This window comes from Pseudomonas sp. GW821-FHT09C08, assembly GCF_059418125.1.
In genome coordinates, this window is record NZ_JBWKPG010000006.1 from 246,022 (window position 1) to 263,473 (window position 17,452).

Below are 17,452 nucleotides of genomic sequence, written 5' to 3' on the forward strand. Positions count from 1 at the left end.
ACACGATCCGTCAGCGTCAACGCGCTGTTCGGACCTCTGGCACCACTGTTGTAATAAGTGTGTGGGGCCTGTCCAGGCTATCGGCCGACTTGAGAAATTAATGCGGGTGTTTCGAAATATATTTACACACTTCTGACGACCGGCACTTTCTGGCATCCTGCGCCTCCATTTCCCAGCCTGGCCCGTACTTTGTCTGACGCTCAAGCCCCCCGCCCCCGTTATAAATCCGACCTGATCTACGGCCTGGAAGACCGCCCGCACTTCACCGCGGCGATTTTTGCGGCGTTGCAGCATGTGTTGGCCAGTTTTGTCGGCATCATCACCCCGACCCTGATCGTCGGCGGCGTGCTCGGCCTGGAAAGCGAAGTGCCGTATCTGGTGAGCATGGCACTGTTCGTGTCCGGGCTCGGCACCTTTGTGCAAGCGCGCACATTCGGCCCGATCGGCTCCGGGCTGCTGTGCCTGCAAGGCACCAGTTTCTCGTTTATCAGTGTGATTCTCAGCGCCGGCTTCATGGTCAAGGCGCGCGGCGGCGGCACCGATGAGATTCTCTCGACGATCTTCGGCATCTGCTTTTTCGCGGCGTTTATCGAAGTGGTGCTCAGCCAGTTCATCGGCAAGCTGCGCAAGCTGATCACCCCGGTGGTGACCGGCACCATCATTACCCTGATGGGCCTGTCGCTGATCAAGGTAGCGGTCACCGACATGGCCGGCGGGTTTGGCGCCAGCGACCTGGGCGCTGCCAGCAATATGGGGCTCGCGGCCCTGGTGCTGCTGACCATCGTGGTGCTCAATCGCTTCAATAACCCGTTCCTGCGCCTGGGCTCGATCGTGATCGGCCTGACCCTCGGCTTTGTCGTCGCCTGGTGGCTGGGCCGCGTCGACATGGCTGCCCTGCCCCAGGTGCCGCTGATCAGCGTGCCGGTGCCGTTCAAGTACGGCTTTTCGTTTGACTGGGTGGCGTTTATCCCGGTGGCGGTGATCTTCCTGATTTCGCCGCTGGAAGCCGCCGGCGACCTGACGGCCAACTCGATGATTTCCCAGCAACCGGTCAAGGGCCCGCTGTACATCAAGCGCATCAAGTCGGGCTTGCTGGCCGACGGCCTCAACTCGGCCATGGCCGCCACCTTCAACAGCCTGCCGATGGTGACTTTCGCGCAGAACAACGGCGTGATCCAGCTGACCGGCGTCGCCAGCCGCTACGTGGCGTACTTCATCGCCGGCCTGCTGGTGCTGCTGGGGCTGTTCCCGATGATCGGCGCAGTGCTGCAACTGATGCCCAAGCCGGTGCTGGGCGGCGCCACGCTGATCATGTTCGGCACCGTGGCCGTGGCCGGCATCAAGATCCTCGCCGAAGCCGGGCTGCATCGGCGCAACGTGCTGATCGTGGCGATCTCGCTGGGCATGGGCCTGGGCGTCGCCGCCGTGCCGGAAGTGCTGCGCGAGCTGCCAAAAGCGCTGCACAACATCTTCGAGTCGCCGATCACCGTGGGTGCGTTCTGTGCAATCCTGCTGAACATTTTCCTGCCGGAAGAGTTCATAGAGCTGGAAGAAGATGAATTTGATCCGGAGTCCTCTACCCTCAAGGTCATGCAGGATCCGGACGTCACCCAATAGGAGCCCCTTTCAAATGCGCAAGCTCATGGTTGTATCGCTGTTGCTGCTGACCTTGAGCGCCTGCGCGCTGTTCCCCAACCGCGACCCGGTGAACATCAACGTGGTCGGCATCGAACCGCTGCAAAGCCAGGACCTGGAAGTGCGCTTCGCCGTGAAGCTGCGGGTGCAGAACCCCAATGAAACGGCGATCGACTACACCGGCGTGGCCCTGGAACTGGAGGTCAATGGCCGGCCGCTGGCGTCGGGGGTGAGTGATCAGAGCGCAAGCATCCCGCGGTTTTCCGAGACTGTTCTGACGGTGCCGGTCAGCGTTTCGGCGTTTTCAGTGTTGCGCCAGACCCTCGGCCTGAGCCAGACCCAAAGCCTCAATAACCTGCCCTACGTGCTGCGCGGCAAACTCGCAGGCGGCCTGTTCGGCACGATGCGCTTCGTGGACCGGGGCACCCTGGACCTGCCGAACACCGCGACCTGGTAACCGCCATGCAACCGACGCTATTCACCGAACGCCTGATTTTGCGCCCGCTGACCCTGGACGACGCCGACGGAATCCAGCAGCAATTCGCGCATTGGGACGTGGTGCGCTACCTCAACGCCCTGGTGCCCTGGCCCTACCCGGCCGACGGCGCGCGCACCTACCTGGAACAGATCGCCTTGCCCGCCATGGCCCGTGGCGAGGAATGGCACTGGTCGATCCGCCTTAAAGCAGCGCCTGGGCAACTGATCGGCAACGTCAGCCTGATGGACGAGCACGACAACAATCGCGGTTTCTGGCTGGGCCCGCAGTGGCAGGGGCAAGGGTTAATGACCGAAGCCAGCGCGGCGGTGACCGACTACTGGTTCGGCGTACTCAAGCGAGCGGTCATGCGCGTGCCCAAGGCTGCGCCGAACCTGGGGTCACGGCGGATTTCCGAGCGCACGGGCATGCGTTTGATCAGGACCGATCACGGTGAATTCGTCGAAGGCTTCTTCCCACGCGATATCTGGGAAATGACCCGTGAGGAATGGCTGGAAAGCAAATCTCCTCAACGCTGAACAACCCCTGTGGGAGCGGGCTTGCTCGCGAAGGCGGCGTGTCAGCCACTGGTGATTTGACTGACCCACCGCATTCGCGGGCAAGCCCGCTCCCACAGGGGTTAGCGCAACGCCCGTGAAGTCCATGCCCATCATTGGCGTTGGAGCGATTGGCATCCAAATCCATGCAGAATCGCTGGGCCACAGTCGCCACGGTCCAAAAATGTGGGAGCGGGCTTGCCCGCGAAGGCGGCGTGTCAGCCACTGGTGATTTGACTGACCCACCGCATTCGCGAGCAAGCCCGCTCCCACAGGGGTTAGCGCAACGCCTGTGAAGTCCATGCCCGTCATTGGCCCTGGAGCGATTGGCATCCAGATCCATGAAGAATCGCTGGACCACAGTCGCCACGGTCCAAAAATGTGGGAGCGGGCTTGCCCGCGAAGGCGGCGTGTCAGCCGCTGGTGATTTGACTGACCCACCGCATTCGCGAGCAAGCCCGCTCCCACAAGGGTTAGCGCAACGCCTGTGAAGTCCATGCCCGTCATTGGCGTTGGAGCGATTCGCATCCAGATCCATGAAGAATCGCTGGGCACCAGTGGCCACGGTTCAAAAATGTGGGAGCGGGCTTGCCCGCGAAGGCGGCATGTCAGCCACTGGAAGTGTTGCTGACACACCGCTATCGCCGGCAAGCCGGCTCCTACAGGGATTACCGTGTGTTAGTCGGTGATGTAGCGCACGCCTGGCTTGGCGCGCTCATCCACTACCAACTCGAAAATATCCGGACGCGCGTAGTGCCCTACCACGTCGTAGTCATATCGCGCGCGCACTAGGTCATCGGTGTCGATCTGGGCTGTCAGTAGCCCGGCGCCTCCCAGCAATGGCCCGGCCAGGATGTCGCCCATCGGCCCGACAATCACGCTGCCGCCCGCGATCAGCGGCCGCTCCGCCGGCCAGCTGGCAACCTCGACGCCCAACGCCTCGGGCGAGGCCTGTACCTGGCACGCACTGACCACAAAGCAGCGCCCTTCATGCGCCACATGACGCATGCTGACCTGCCACATCTCGCGCTCATCCACCGTCGGCGCGCACCACACCTCCACGCCCTTGGCGTACATCGCGGTGCGCAGCAGCGGCATCATGTTTTCCCAGCACACCGCGCCGCCGACGCGGCCGACCGCGGTGTCAATCACCGGCAAGGTCGAGCCGTCGCCCTTGCCCCAGATCAGCCGTTCGGTGCCGGTGGGCATCAACTTGCGGTGCTTGGCCACCAGGCCGCCGGCGGGTTCGAAATACAGCACGGTGCAATACAACGTGCTGGCGCTGCGTTCGATCACGCCGATGACCAGGCTGGCGCCGGTACGCGCCGACAGGCCGGCCAAGGCCTCGGTCTCTGCGCCAGGCACGTCGATGGCATTGGCGAAATAGCGGGCAAAGGCTTCACGGCCCTCGGGCAGGCGATAGCCCAACTGGGTGCCGAAGCCTTCGCCTTTGGGGTAGCCGCCGAGCAAGGCTTCGGGCATCACCACCAGCTTCGCGCCACTGCGCAGGATCTCGTCCTCATAGCCCAGGATCTGCTCAAGGGTCTGGGCTTTGCCGCCCGGTAATGAGCCAATTTGCAAAGCGGCCACGGTAGAAACAGGCATCACGATCACTCCGAACAAGGGGGGTTGCCCATTCTTGCGTCAGGCTCGATCATGAATAAAGCCCACCTCAGTGCTGAATGATATGAGCCAGATAAATATCACCCAGGTCGACCTGAACCTGCTGAAAACCTTCGAAGCCCTGCACGACGAGTCCAGCGCCAGCCGCGCGGCCTTGCGCCTGGGCGTCACGCAATCGGCCATCAGTGCAGGCCTGCGGCGTTTGCGCGAGGTGTATGACGATCAACTCTTCGTGCGCACCGGACGCGGCCTGGCGCCCACGTTGCGCGCCAATCAGTTGAAGCCGGTGATCAGTGAGGCACTGGAGCGTTGCCGGCAGAGCCTGGCGATGGTCCATCCGGACAATCCGCATTACCAGGGTCGCTCGGTGGTGCTGGGGCTGTCAGATGACTTCGAGATTGCCTACGGTCGTCGTCTGATGGACGCGATTGCACTGCGGTTGCCGAAGCTGCGGGTGATCTTCCGGCAGACGCACAGCCAGATCGTCGCCGGCGCCCTGCTCGACCGGACCCTGGACCTGGCAATTACCGCCGGAGGGTTCGCCCACGGCCGCTTGAGCCGGCAGGTGCTGGGGGAAGGCGATTACCGCTGCCTGGTGGATTCGGACCAGGCAAGTATCAGCCTGGAGGAATTCATCCGCCGTGAGCATGTGTTGGTGTCATCTGGCGGGTTTATCGGCATCACCGACGAAGCCCTCGCCGCGCAGGGGCTGAATCGACATGTGTGTGCGTCGACCAGCCACTTTGCCGCGCTGCCGTATTTGCTCAAGGGCAGCCAGGCGGTGGCAACCATCCCCGGGCACGCCGCGCAGGCCATCGCCGGGCTGACGGGTTTGCGCATGCTGCCCTGCCCGCTGGCATTGCCACGTTACCCGGTGGAGCTGGGCTGGCGCACCCAGGCCCAACTGGACCCGATGCTGCTTAAAGTGCGCGAGGCGATTGTCGAAGGCTTTACTTCGCCGCTGCCATCAGCTTGTTGACTTCACTGCGCACCATGTTGGAGAACTCCGGTGGCGACATGCCGTCGAGTTCCGCACGCACCCATTCAGCCCACTTGCCCTTGCGCTTGGCGCGCTCACCGAACAACCGCGCCGCTTCGCCCTTGGCCTTGCCCAGGTTGGTTTGCCACAGGTCGTAGAGGCGCGACTTTTCATCTTCCAGCTCGGCGCGTTCGGCGAGGGTCTTGTTGGCGAGATTGAAGCTCATGTTGAATTACCTGCTGCACAAATAGGCGACATCTTACACTGTAGGTCGAATTTTCCGGATTCGGATTTTCCCGGCAAGCACGTCCAGGCAAAAAAACTGCAACTTTTGCCGCCGCCCGGCACTCCATTGTTCACTGTCACATTCACCTGCAAGGAGTCACACCCATGGCCCGCAAAACCGCCGCCCAAGCTGTTGAAGATCAAATAAAGGATCAAGCGTTCAGTGAACTGACGGCGCTGATCGAAGAATCGGACAAACTGCTCAAAAGCAGCGCTTCGCTGGTAGGTGAGGAAGGCGAAACCCTGCGCGAACAGGTCGCCATCAAACTCAAGCAGGCGTTGGACTCGGTGTCCAACGTGCGCGAACGCAGCAAACCGGTAGTGGATGCCACCGAAACCTACATCGGTGGCCACCCGTGGCAGACCGTGGCCATTTCCGCAGGCTTCGGCCTGGTGGTTGGCCTGTTGCTGGGTCGCCGCAACTGAGGCGCTGGGGCTGCGCCGTGCGCAGCCCCTCCTACCCCTGCGCCAGTTCCTGTAGCTGCCGCAAATCCTTCGCTTCAATCTCGATCCCTGCCGCCTGCGACTTCGCCCGTGTGCGATGACGTCGATCTCCGGGCAAACGCCGCAACCCCGCCGCATGCATCTGCCGCACCAGTTCCTGGCTGCGCTCGGCAAAGCTTTGCCCGGCGGTTTTGCTCGGGTCGATCACAATCAGCAACTGCCCGGTCCAGGGTGTACGTGCGCCGGGATGGTCGGCCCAGTTGAACTCGAAGGAAAAGTTACCGCCGGTCAAGGCTGCCGCCAGCAGTTCGACCATCATCGACAGCGCCGAGCCCTTGTGCCCGCCAAACGGCAACAACGCACCGCCTTCCAGCACCGCCTTGGGGTCCGTGGTGGGCTGGCCGAGACTGTCGACGCCCATGCCCGGCGACAAGCGCTCGCCCTTGCGCGCGGCAATCTGCACGTCGCCGTGGGCAATCGCGCTGGTGGCCAGGTCGAAGACAATCGGCAGGCCGTCGGCACGCGGGGCGGCGAAGGCGATGGGGTTGGTGCCGAACAGTGGCCGGTCGGCGCCGTGGGGCACCACGCAGGTCATGCTGTTGACCACGCTCAAGGCCACCAGCCCTTCTTCGGCGAAGGGTTCGACATCCGGCCACAGCGCGGCAAAGTGATGGGAGTTGTGGATCGCCAGCAGCGCGATGCCGGCACTGCGGGCCTTGTCCACCAGCAGCGCACGCGCCGCTTCAAGTGCTGGCTGCGCGAAGCCGTTGCCGGCATCCACGCGCACGAAGCCGGAGGCGACGTCGGTGACCAACGGCGTGGCCTTGCCGTCGACCCAGCCACTGGCCAGGGTGCTGAGGTAGCCGGGGATACGAAAGATCCCGTGGCTATGGGCGCCGTCACGCTCGGCGCTGGCGCAGTTGTGCGCCAGGATCGCGGCGACTTGCGGCGACGTGCCGTGCTTCACGAACACGGCGTGCAGCAACCCCACCAGGTCGTCAAAACCGATGAGCGCTGTTGCGTTGTCAACTATCGGGGACTGGGCAGACATCTGTAGCTCCGATTTTATAATTGGAAGAGACAACAAGAATCCAGACCGCCGATTAAACAACGCCTCCCGTGCCTGCTGTCAACGGGCGCTTGCAGTACGCGCCAGTTATCTACCGCCCTGCCCACCGTGCCAGCCCCTACTTTGGGCCTCCTACCCGCTGCAACAACGGAGAATGCACCATGGCGCGCGTTACCCCACCGTACTTTTTCGATGAGTTCCTTCGCCCCACCCGCCGCAAGGAACCTACGCCACGAGAGCGCGCGCTGGGGTTCACGGTCAGGGACCTCGAGTGGCTGCACACGCTGTATTACGCCACCCACACGGCACGCCAGGACGCCACGGTGCATGGCTTTCCCATGCAGGTCGACAGGTTGCTGGTCAACCTCAGCGGCCAACCCGCCATCGTGCTGGCGGGCGCGTTCCTGATGAGCCCGACGCCCGACGACGGCAAGGCCGTGCTCTACACGCCTTACGGCGGACTCGAGCTGTTCGACCACCGCACCACCCTGATCAGCACGCTCGAAGAGCGCCTGACACACCCCAGCCAGCGCAGTGAGTTACTGCAATTTGTGTCCATCGACACCCGTGACGCGCTGCCGGCCGGTGCGCGCCTGGCGGTGACCACGGCCATCATCCAGGGGGCGGTGATGCAGGATCAAGAGCAGGCGATCCGCGCCAGCCAACAAAAAAACGTCGCGGCAATGCTCAGCCAATTGCGCCAACTCCCCAGCCTGCACGCGATGCTCGACACCTTGCTCGGGATCATGGCCCACCCTCATTTCCGTCGTCTGAAGCAGGCCGATACACGCGTGAATTCCTTCACCGTCGTGGGCGGGCACTGGGTTGCCTCTGAGCCTTTGCGCGACACACTGTTGCGTTTTTATGTGCAACAGGCCTGGCCGGCAGGCCAGACGCACACGTATTTCAATCTCGCGCATGACACCAGCGCCTTCACTCCACAGCAACTGGCCGAGGACCAACAGCGCTGGGACAACGTGGTCGAACAGACCAGCGCGATCCTCTCAACGTTATTGAGCAGCCTGCTGCAGACCTACTGGAATGAAGACTTCGACGACACGCAGTCACGCCTGCAGTTTTTCGCGCGGGTGATCAGTGACAAGTTCCGCACCGACCTGCTGCTCAAGCACCAGGCATGGATCGTGTCCACCGAGGAAAACCAGAAACTGCGCGCGCTGTTCCTGCCGGACCAGGCCGCGCGCAGTGCCTTCGATCCGCAGCTGAATATCGAGAAGGTGCGGGTGCATGCGCCTTTTCAACATTACGTCGACCTCGCCAGCACGCTGATGATCAGCAACACCCACGCGTATCTCTACACCCAGACACGCGGCTTGCAGGTGCTCGCGAACCTGCAAGACCTCGACAACGCGCTATTGGCCATGCTCAAGGCCGCCGGGCACGAGGATGAACTGCTCAATTTCCTCTCCGTGGAGGAACGCAGCGTGTTTATTGGCATGGATGAGGTCCAGGTGACCGGCAAGCCCGTGGTCGGCGATGTGTTTCAGGAGACACTCGAGGACATTGTCAGCAAGCAGCTCGACAACCTCGACTATGCGCTGGGGCTGTATCGGCGCAGTGGCGGCGACGTCGACCTGGCGGCGTTGCTCGACAGTGCCCTGGATGTGCGTGCCATGCTCGACAGTCGGTTGCTGGCCGAGGAAACCGACGGGCGCTGGAGCGTGCATCCCGTCACCAGTGGCAACGGCCGCCCGACTACAGTGCTGGCGGAAAAAGCCAAGCGGCACCTGCAGCGCCTGCAGGCCATCGAGGTCGCCATGGCCGAGGAGCGCAAGCACCATCCCACCTTGCGCAGCCTGGCAGCCCACGCGCTGGCAGACGAATTAGACAGCAGACACCTGGAGCTGCAGCCCGACGCTGTCTTTATCAATACCTATCCCACCCCTGCCCTGGAGCGCGAAGAACGCCTGCCCCTGGCGTCGTCCAGCATGGTGCAGCACTTGATCGCCCGCCTGGCCCGGCAAGCCACTGCGCTGAGTGAATCGTCGCTGACCTGGTTCTACGGACCGTACACCGCCGGCGCCGCCTACCAGTTGCACAACCTGGGCCTGGTTACCTTCAATGCGATTATCGACGAGGTTCTGCGCACGTTTGCCGAAAACGACTTGCGCACCCTGCCCAACCTGCTCCTGGAGCAAAACCAGGCCCACCTCAGCCAGGCGATGTTGCAGGGGCTGCGGGGCGAGGCGCAATTGCGCTGGCTGCACAAGAGTCTGTCCGCCGAGAGCGTGGTGCTGCTGGACAGCGTGCTCAACGCCGACGGCATGAGCCGGCTGACCCGCCATGGCCTGAACGGGTTCATTCCGGATGCGTACGGCCTGACCTTGAGATTCGGCACAGACAACACGCCGCATGCCTTGGCCAATTGTTTTGTCTTGACCGAGCGCGGCGGCATCGATCCGTTCAACTCCGGCGTGGCGCTGCTATGGACCCCGCGCAGTGGCTACGAGTCATTCGGGTCGATCAAGGCGTTGTGCGACGCACTGGTGCGACGCCTGCGCGATCCCCTCAAGCGTCTGCCCCTGGTGGAAAACCTGCCGGTCTCGCAGTACATACCCCATCGGGTCTGCCAGCTCGGTCCGCTGCGACGCATTGACGATCACCTGCTGCATAACCGGCAACAGACCTACAGCGACTTCATGCGTGACGAGATTGACCATCTGTTCTCGATGCGATTGAGCGCAGAGCGCTTTCAGGACTGCATGGACAACCTGATCCGACGGCCACCGCCGACCAACCTGCCGCGCGCCATCGCGATCGCGAAGGCCATCACCTACCAGCAAGCATTGCCGGTATGGCTGGGCATGGCAGCACCCCGCGAGCAGATCCTGCAGGCCGAGTTGTTGGAACAGTATCGCGTCAGCGCACCGGACGAACGCGACTACCTGCATGGCATCACGCCCTTGCGCAATGAGGTCATGCCCCTCCTCTCGGACCTGCTCAGCAAGCGCTTTCCGGGGCAGGTGATCAACCCGGAAGGCATCTTGATCCCCGGTCGTATCGACCTTACGGGCAATGTCCAGACCCTCGTGGACTTCGCGCTGCGGCACTTGCCCCAGTTGAATGGTGACGATATCCGCCCGCGTTCGCGGACCGCCACGCCATTACCGGCGGAACTGGACGGCAACGCCGTGGTGCAACTGGTTCGGCAAGTGGGGTTGAAAAACCTTTATCAGAAGAAACTCACGACGCTCCTCGCAAGTGACACCGAGGACAGCCGCCAGCGGCGCCAACTGTTCTGTCGGCAGTTGCCCTGGCAGTTGCTGCAATACGCCCATGAACAAACCCTCGAGGAGCGATTGTCCGCATCAGCCTGGAGCTACATCCAGCAAATCTTTGATATGCCGGATGCCGTGGCGCGCAACGCGGTGGCGGGCGTCAATGCAACCATTCGCCCGCTCGAGCTGATCGCCACCCCGGGCGCAGCACCGGTCAAAGCCCTGGGCTGCTACCTGATCGGGGCGAAAACTGGAACTGCCGGGCCCCTGATCCTGTACGCGCCCTACAGCCCCAAGCACCTGCTGAAGGAATACGCGCATGAAGCCGCCCTGGTCAACGCGATCACCAGCCCCGGCACCCTGCAGGACTGGGTCGTCGGCCAGATGCAGGAGCCCCATCAGGCCACCTACCGCAATTTGCTCGGCGAGCGTTGGGGCCGTGGGTTCTCGGAAATCCGCCTCGGTGCCGCGACCATCGACGGCAATGTGCTGGGCCGGCTGTATCAGGACAACCTCCAGATGCTGCAGCAGATGCTCGACACGCAGTTTTCCCCCGCGTGCGAGGCACAATGGGACGCCATCACCAGCCTGTTCACCGAGGGCATCCCCAAGGGCTTGCAGTTCATGGCCGGAAAGCTGGCCTACCCGCTGGTGGTATGGCGCAGCTACCAGCAATTCAAGATCTCCGCCGAGGACTTGCAGCAACACCGCTGGCAACACGCGCTCAGGGCCTTTGTGTGTGGCGTGGCGCAACTGGCGTCACTGCGCAAGGAGGTGGATAGGCTGCTGCCCCAGGCCCCGGCCATTCAGAGCCAGGTCAGGCCGTCGTCGGGCGAACTGACGCTGGCCGACCTGGACCTCACCGGGCCCTTGCGTACACAACTGCAAGCGTTTGAAACCCACGATTTTGCCCTGAGCGAACTGGAGCTTCGTGCGCTGACCCTTCCCTATCGGGATGCAAGCGGCGAGCATCATTTCGTGCCACTGGCAGGCAAGGTGTACCCGGTGAAACCAGCAGGAGAGCACTGGCGCCTGAGCATAGGCGACCTGCACGGCCCCTATGTGCAATGCGATGCCCAGGGCGTATGGACGCTGGATTTCAATCGGCGCCACCCGCGCTACGGCAAAGTCCTGAGTCGCTTTACCGGCAAGCTCTACACACTGGCGGCCGAACGCGACGCGATCAATATCGAAGCGGTGGGCCTGCAGGAGATCGAGGCGTTATCCAGTTGGAAGGCGCAGTGCATTGACGAGGCGCTCAACGTCGCGACGTACTATGCGGTCAACTGCAAGCGCAACCTCCTGCACTTCAAGTCGCTGCGCGACCCCAACAGCCGGCTCGGGCAGTTCTTTGGTGAGTTGTTCGGCGTGGTCACGATGACGCCCGCGCAGGTGCAAAGGGTCGAGCGGCGCGTCGATGAGGTGCTTGATGAGTTGACCAATCCCACGCTGATCGGCGCCCACTCGACACGCTTTGTCAGCGGCACCCATCGCTACAATCCGCAAACCACGTTTGCCTTTGTCGTGCCCGAAGACCACGACCACAAGATTTACTTGCTGGACCGTTTTTTCGACCCGCACATGGACGTCTATCAGAACCGCTTGAACGCACCGTTCGACATTTCCGCCCACGCGCGTGCAACCGTGTTGATCCACGAGATATCCCACCTCAAGTCCCTGACCGAAGACCTGGCTTACCTGGACAGCATGCGACCGTTCCCGGACCTGATCAACGTCAAGGCCAGCGGTGCCTGGCAGATGAAGACCGAACTCGACGACCTGCGCCAGACCGCCTTCTCGATCTCTACACCGGCCAGCATCCTGTTCAAGGTCTGGGATGAGTTCAGCCAGGAATGGGAGGATTTCGGCAGCCACAATGGCACCCGGATTCTCAAGGATAAAGTGCTGAGCGCCACCGGTGCGCGCAGCCTTGCGCAGGCCAGGGATATTTTCATGAGCGATGCCGACAAACGGATCGACACGATCCTGGCCAATGCCGACTCGGTGACCTGCATCATCAGTGACCTGGGGCGCAGGCTGGAGACGGGAGCCTGAACAGGCTCCCGGCGGGTGTATCAGTCTTTCTGGTCGCGCAGGATATTGCCGGACGCCCCGTCGATGCGGGCTTCATACACGGTGCCGTCGGACTTGCGCCCTTTGACTTCCCAATAGCCGTTGTCATCGGCTTCCGCCGCGTAGACCTCGACGTAGCCGGCCTTGGTCTTGGCCACCTCGATAGCCTTTTCGATGGTGATCCAGCCTGCGCCCGGCTTATCGGCCAGGGCGGCGCCCGCACTGAGCAAAGCAGTGGTTGCACACAGGGCGACTAAGGTTTTCTTCAGCATGTTCGTACTCCATTGTGGGAATGACGGACTCGTGTCCTCGGTTTTCTGATGTTTTCAAACGAGAATAAGTTCCAATTGATGTGCAATCGCCATGATGGCTGTTCTCGCCGTCCGCCTCGGGAGGTTAGAATGTGCGAAATCAGGATGAGTTAATGAGCGAAAAGTCCCTTTCAGAAGCCGAATATGACGCCATCACCGACGCCGCCGCGCATTGGTGCATGCGCCTGCACGCGAGTGATTGCACGCCGGCTGAACGTCAGGCTTTTACCCAGTGGCATGACTCCCACCCGCTGCACGCCTTTGAATACGCGGCGATGCTGGAAATCTGGGACGTCGCCGACCACCTGCCCCGCCATGAACCGACGTCGGTGGTGGTGCCGTTCAAACCGCGCCGCCGCCTGCGCACCTACGCGGTAGCGGCGGCGATCTGCCTGGCCGCCCTGCCGCTCGCGGCCTTTACCGGCTGGGAAGCGGGCTGGCTGCCCAGCTCCTATGAACGCTTCGAGGCCACCCAGCAGGGCCTGCGGCAGGTCACGCTCGGCGATGGCAGCCAGGTGGAACTCAACCTTGGCACCGAGCTGGTCTACAGCAACTACAAGGACCAGCGCCGGGTCACGCTGAAAAAGGGCGAGGCGTTCTTCAAGGTCAGCCATGACAGCACTCACCCGTTTATCGTGCGCGCCGGCCAAGGCCAGGTGCGGGTCACCGGCACCCAGTTCAATGTCTGGACGTATGAAGATCAGGTGCGAGTGATGCTGCTCGAAGGCTCGGTGCAGATTGCCAGCGACCAGGTGCACGGCAGCGTGCCCCTCACCCCCGGCATGCAGGCCAGCTATCAACTGGGCGATGCCACGCCGCGCATACGCCCGATCAGCCCGAATGACACCGCACTGGCCTGGCGCCAGGGCAAGCTGATCCTCGACAACCTGGCCCTGGCCGACGCGTTGCCGCTGATCAATCGCTACCTGAACAAACCGGTGATGCTGGCCGACGCCAACACCGGCGCGATCCGCATCGGCGGCATCTACAACATCAATGAGGTCAACAACCTCATTCCCTCCCTGCCCAAGGTTTTGCCGGTCTACCTGACCCAGAACCAGGACGGCAATCCCGTACTCAATTCCATCCCGCGTAAAGCCCCGAAAGGCTGAGCCGGCCCGCGCCGGTGCGGGCCTCGCTGCGCGTGGAGTGTCCATTTTTTTTACACCTGGACGCGCTGGACCGCCCGTGCTGGGCGGCGTCCTGCGTTTACCCGGCAAGGTGTTACGCCGCTGATACAGCCAGGTGAAGCGTTTGCGCAGGGGCGCGGTCAGTGCGCGTGTGCAAGGGCCTGTTTCATGGATGAAACAACCGTGACATCACTTTGCCGCTAATTAATCCCAACCCCTTGAATAGCAAAAATAAATAAAAAGCGGCACGCCTTCTGCTCTATCCCTTACAGCGCTGTTTAGGGTCAGCGCGAAGAATAAGGAATAGTGCCGTGGTCACTCACACTCAAGGTTCATTGAGCCTCCTCCTGGTCAGCTGCGTGCTGGCAACCAGCGTCAGCCTTCCAGCGCTGGCCGACGGTAACGGTGTGATTGTGATTGATCGCCATGTGAATCCTTACGCAATCGGCCGCACTCGCGGCGTCGACCCCTACCCCACCACCGCCAATGCCAATCCGTCCGCACAGATCGCCACGGTGACCAGCGTCGTCCTCAGCGACAACGACTTTGCGGGCATCACCACCGGCGCCAGTATCACCCGCAGCATCATGCCCAACGGCGATATCACCGGCTTGAACAACATCGGCGGCGGTATCGGCCTGGGTGCAGGCAGTGCGCCCGGCCACAGTGGTGGCGGCATCTCGGGCACGATCAACAGCGCGGTCTCACGTGGCCTCGAACCGCTGAACGGTATCAGCGGCATGGTCGGAGGAGCGATGAAATGAACCGTTCATGGATGCTTCTCGCGGTGCTGGGTTGCAGTGTGGCAATGGCCGACAGCAACAACAACGCCACCCTGGATAACTCGGGCAAGCAATACAACGGCGTGGTCATGCTTAACCAGGCCGCCGGTGACCAGCAGCAATTGAGCAACAACGTCGCCATCGCTACAGGCCACAACGCCCAGGCGAACATCAACGTCACGCAAAGCATCAGCGGCGTTCCCGCCGATCGCTCCCTCAACGCCAACGCGGCGATCAAGGGCACCTCTTTCAGCAACGGCAACGGTGTACTGAGCATCAATCAGTCGGCCGGGGCCCAGAACCAGATGATCAATGCCGTGCGGATCAGCATCAACGCAGGTCCGCAAAGCATCGACGACAGTGTCATGTCGCAACAGAACGTTGCGCTTGCAACAGACTCAGGATTGACCCCTACCACTGGCAGCCGCCAGGTCGTTACCAGCGACCAGGCCTTCACCGGCAGCCGTGGAGTGGTACAGGTCAACCAGAGCGCCGGGGTGGGGAACCGAGTGGCTAACACCCTGAACTTACGACTCAACTGATGGAGCTGGGTCGATAGCTAGACCGTACCAACACTTAACCAACTAATTAGAAGCAAGGAGATACACCATGAAAACTACAATGGCTCTCAAACCACTGGCTTTCGCTCTCGCTGCGCTCATGGCTGTTGCTGCTCAAGCGGGTCAACCTCCCCATGGTGGTGGCGGCGGTCCACAACCAGCCCCTACCACGGCTGCCGCGACGACTACAGATGGTCAAAGCAACCACTCCAACGTGGTGATCAACGACAAAACCAAAAACAACGCTTCGGCCAATGACTCCTACAACCACATCAGTGGCGTAGCGAACGGCAACGTGCTGAGCGGTGACAACAACCAAGGCAAAAACGACGTGGCCATCGTTTCCGGCGATGCCGACTTCGTGTTCGCCAGCACCGGTACCGCACAATCGAACACCGGCAACTTCGTGCTCAACAGCGGCACCAAAAACAACGCGTCGCTCAACGACAGCGGCAACAACTCTTCGGGCGTCATCCAGCTGAACGCCGCATCGGGCACTTCCAACCAGGCCAGCAACAGCGTTGCAATCGCCTCGGGTAATGGCGACGGCGGTGCTGCATCCGCAGTCGGCGTGCAGGATGTGTCGGGCAACCTGACCCTCAACCTGAGCAGTGGCCATGGCTGGAGCGCCAAACCAGTGGTCAACAACGCCAGCGTGAACAACTCGATGAACTACAGCTCCGGGGTGTCGAACTCCAACGTTCTGTCGGGTAGCAACAACCAAGGTCAGAACAACGTAGCAATCACTCGCTTCTGATCCTGATAGGGCCTTGGCAACAAGGCCCTTTTTTATTCCAGTGTCCAACAGGTCATACGATCATGCGCCTCGTTGCCCTCTTCCTGCTGCTAGCACTCACCGGCCCTACCTGGGCAGGGCAAATGGCCGTGGTCATGCCCGGTGGTGGGTTGATCTACAAAAAGGTCGAGAGCATCCGCGAGCGCAAGTTCGCCAACCTGGTGGAACAGAAAACCGATTTCAGTTGTGGCGCCGCCGCACTGGCCACCATCCTGCGCCAAGCGTATTGGATGGACGTGGATGAAGAGCACGTGATCAAGGGCATGCTCGTCAACGCCGACCAGGACCTGGTGCGTACCCAGGGCTTTTCCATGCTCGACATGAAGCGCTACCTGGAAAGCATCAACATGCGTGCCAAGGGCTACCGGATCACTCCGCAAGTGCTGCTCACCGTGAAAGTGCCTGTGGTCGTACTGCTGGATATTCGCGGCTACAAGCATTTCGTGGTCATGCAGCGCGCCGATAAGGACTGGGTGTACATCGGCGATCCCGTACTGGGCCACAAGCGCTACGCCACGGACGATTTCGTCAAAGGCTGGAACGGCATCGTATTCGCCGTGCTGGGTGAAGGCTACGACAAGGCCAATGCCCTGCTCGACCCGCCCACGCCACTGACCGCCAAGAACCAGCTGAACGAATTCAGCCCGGTACGCGACAGCGAACTGATGGACTTCGGTTTTATCCAGAGCGACTTCTTCTAGAAGCGCAATAAGGAGCAGGACGCTCCAGGAGCAGACGATGAACACTCTCGGTTGGCTGACGGTCATGTGCCTGGCAGCCTCAGCACCTGTTTATGCTTCGTCGGCGTTCAAGCCGATCGAGCTCAAGGATTCAGAAATGGCCGACCTGCGCGGCCGCTACGTGATGCCCGGGCGAATCGTGAGCTTTGGCATCGTCATGAGCAGTACCTGGACCAACGCTGCCGGTGCCACCGTCACCGGCACCGCCAACATGCAAGTCAACGCTTCCACTATCACCCCGCAGTTCTATGTGCAGATCACCGGCAACGATGGCAACGGCGTGATCCAGCAGCCCAACGGCACCGGCACGGTCGTCGGTGGCGCCGGCCTGGGCACCGGCCAGGGTGTTGTGCAGAGCGTACGTGCCGCCGGGGACGGCAACACGGCCACCAACGGCGTCGATATCAACGTCAGCAAGGACGGCTTGGCGCCCGCCAACTTCGTCCAGTCCGGCCAGGCCTTGATGGCCGGCCAGCCGATTACCGGCGGCACCGCAGCGGGCCAGGTCACGGTCACCGCCAAGAATGGCGGGTTGCAAATGGCCCTCCAGGCCAATAACAACCAAGGCAATGTCGTGCAGCAAATTGGCGGCGGCAACGTGCTGCAAGGCACGATCATCCAAGGCAACAGCAACTTCGTGAACAACCTGACCCAGCTCAACGTGGTGCTGGGCAACAACGGCTTGAACAACATCACGCAAAACCTCAATCTGGATCAACTCAAAGGCCTACGCCCTGCCGGTTATTGAACTACGCTG

Annotated in this window: 16 protein-coding genes; 12 read left to right on the forward strand and 4 right to left on the reverse strand. The window is 61.8% G+C overall.

Going from position 1 to position 17,452, the window contains the following annotated elements:
- Positions 1 to 189: 189 nt before the first annotated feature.
- Genes AC07OJ_RS21895 through AC07OJ_RS21905 form a run of 3 tightly spaced genes read left to right on the forward strand, consistent with a single transcriptional unit; the run spans position 190 to position 2,649 of the window.
- Positions 190 to 1,617, forward strand: a complete 1,428-nt coding sequence (locus AC07OJ_RS21895) for a nucleobase:cation symporter-2 family protein (RefSeq protein ID WP_106804150.1) — start codon at positions 190 to 192, stop codon at positions 1,615 to 1,617.
- Positions 1,618 to 1,630: 13 nt separating this feature from the next.
- A complete protein-coding gene (locus tag AC07OJ_RS21900) occupies positions 1,631 to 2,092 on the forward strand; it encodes an LEA/WHy family protein (protein ID WP_495095184.1) in 462 nt (153 codons plus the stop codon).
- A 5-nt stretch (positions 2,093 to 2,097) separates the two neighbouring features.
- The gene (locus AC07OJ_RS21905) at positions 2,098 to 2,649 is read left to right on the forward strand and encodes a GNAT family N-acetyltransferase (protein WP_495095185.1); all 552 of its coding nucleotides are present in this window, start codon (positions 2,098 to 2,100) and stop codon (positions 2,647 to 2,649) included.
- Between the two features lie 696 nt (positions 2,650 to 3,345).
- On the opposite strand, the gene AC07OJ_RS21910 is transcribed toward AC07OJ_RS21905, so the two are convergent.
- Positions 3,346 to 4,272, reverse strand: a complete 927-nt coding sequence (locus tag AC07OJ_RS21910; RefSeq protein WP_495095186.1) for a carbon-nitrogen hydrolase family protein — start codon at positions 4,270 to 4,272, stop codon at positions 3,346 to 3,348.
- An 82-nt stretch (positions 4,273 to 4,354) separates the two neighbouring features.
- On the opposite strand from AC07OJ_RS21910, the gene AC07OJ_RS21915 reads away from it, so the two are divergent.
- Positions 4,355 to 5,269 (forward strand): LysR family transcriptional regulator, encoded by a 915-nt coding sequence (locus AC07OJ_RS21915; RefSeq protein ID WP_216864311.1) that lies wholly within the window; start codon positions 4,355 to 4,357, stop codon positions 5,267 to 5,269.
- Here AC07OJ_RS21915 and AC07OJ_RS21920 read toward each other — a convergent pair.
- The gene (locus AC07OJ_RS21920) at positions 5,241 to 5,495 is read right to left on the reverse strand and encodes a hypothetical protein (protein ID WP_003190904.1); all 255 of its coding nucleotides are present in this window, start codon (positions 5,493 to 5,495) and stop codon (positions 5,241 to 5,243) included. The genes AC07OJ_RS21915 and AC07OJ_RS21920 overlap by 29 nt on opposite strands.
- Before the next feature lie 164 nt (positions 5,496 to 5,659).
- Between AC07OJ_RS21920 and AC07OJ_RS21925 the strand changes: the two genes are divergently transcribed.
- The gene (locus tag AC07OJ_RS21925; RefSeq protein ID WP_016979401.1) at positions 5,660 to 5,980 is read left to right on the forward strand and encodes an ElaB/YgaM/YqjD family protein; all 321 of its coding nucleotides are present in this window, start codon (positions 5,660 to 5,662) and stop codon (positions 5,978 to 5,980) included.
- Positions 5,981 to 6,011: 31 nt separating this feature from the next.
- Here the strand turns inward: AC07OJ_RS21925 and AC07OJ_RS21930 are convergent, their stop codons facing one another.
- A complete protein-coding gene (locus AC07OJ_RS21930; protein WP_495095187.1) occupies positions 6,012 to 7,049 on the reverse strand; it encodes an Ldh family oxidoreductase in 1,038 nt (345 codons plus the stop codon).
- 179 nt (positions 7,050 to 7,228) lie between these two features.
- Here AC07OJ_RS21930 and AC07OJ_RS21935 point away from each other — a divergent pair, with 179 nt between their 5' ends.
- A complete protein-coding gene (locus AC07OJ_RS21935; protein WP_495095188.1) occupies positions 7,229 to 12,358 on the forward strand; it encodes a dermonecrotic toxin domain-containing protein in 5,130 nt (1,709 codons plus the stop codon).
- 20 nt (positions 12,359 to 12,378) lie between these two features.
- Here the strand turns inward: AC07OJ_RS21935 and AC07OJ_RS21940 are convergent, their stop codons facing one another.
- A complete protein-coding gene (locus AC07OJ_RS21940; protein WP_016979404.1) occupies positions 12,379 to 12,648 on the reverse strand; it encodes a PepSY domain-containing protein in 270 nt (89 codons plus the stop codon).
- 152 nt (positions 12,649 to 12,800) lie between these two features.
- Here AC07OJ_RS21940 and AC07OJ_RS21945 point away from each other — a divergent pair, with 152 nt between their 5' ends.
- From AC07OJ_RS21945 to fapE, 6 genes are all read left to right on the forward strand, one after another.
- Entirely contained in the window at positions 12,801 to 13,799 is a 999-nt protein-coding gene (locus tag AC07OJ_RS21945; protein WP_495095189.1) for a FecR family protein, read from the forward strand.
- 329 nt (positions 13,800 to 14,128) lie between these two features.
- Positions 14,129 to 14,581 carry a fibril amyloid chaperone protein FapA gene (gene fapA, locus AC07OJ_RS21950; RefSeq protein ID WP_120448380.1) on the forward strand — a complete coding sequence of 151 codons (453 nt, stop codon included), beginning with the start codon at positions 14,129 to 14,131 and terminating at the stop codon, positions 14,579 to 14,581.
- Positions 14,578 to 15,141, forward strand: a complete 564-nt coding sequence (fapB, locus tag AC07OJ_RS21955; protein WP_201144174.1) for a fibril amyloid subunit FapB — start codon at positions 14,578 to 14,580, stop codon at positions 15,139 to 15,141. The genes fapA and fapB overlap by 4 nt, the downstream gene beginning before the upstream one ends.
- A gap of 67 nt (positions 15,142 to 15,208) precedes the next feature.
- On the forward strand, positions 15,209 to 15,916 hold the full coding sequence (gene fapC, locus AC07OJ_RS21960; protein WP_106804158.1) for an amyloid-like fimbrin subunit FapC: 708 nt from the start codon (positions 15,209 to 15,211) through the stop codon (positions 15,914 to 15,916).
- A gap of 62 nt (positions 15,917 to 15,978) precedes the next feature.
- Positions 15,979 to 16,656 carry a fibril amyloid maturation endopeptidase FapD gene (gene fapD / locus AC07OJ_RS21965; RefSeq protein ID WP_106804159.1) on the forward strand — a complete coding sequence of 226 codons (678 nt, stop codon included), beginning with the start codon at positions 15,979 to 15,981 and terminating at the stop codon, positions 16,654 to 16,656.
- A 37-nt stretch (positions 16,657 to 16,693) separates the two neighbouring features.
- Positions 16,694 to 17,443, forward strand: coding sequence for a fibril amyloid subunit FapE (fapE, locus tag AC07OJ_RS21970; RefSeq protein WP_495095190.1), 750 nt, complete (start codon positions 16,694 to 16,696; stop codon positions 17,441 to 17,443).
- The last annotated feature ends 9 nt before the right edge of the window (positions 17,444 to 17,452 follow it).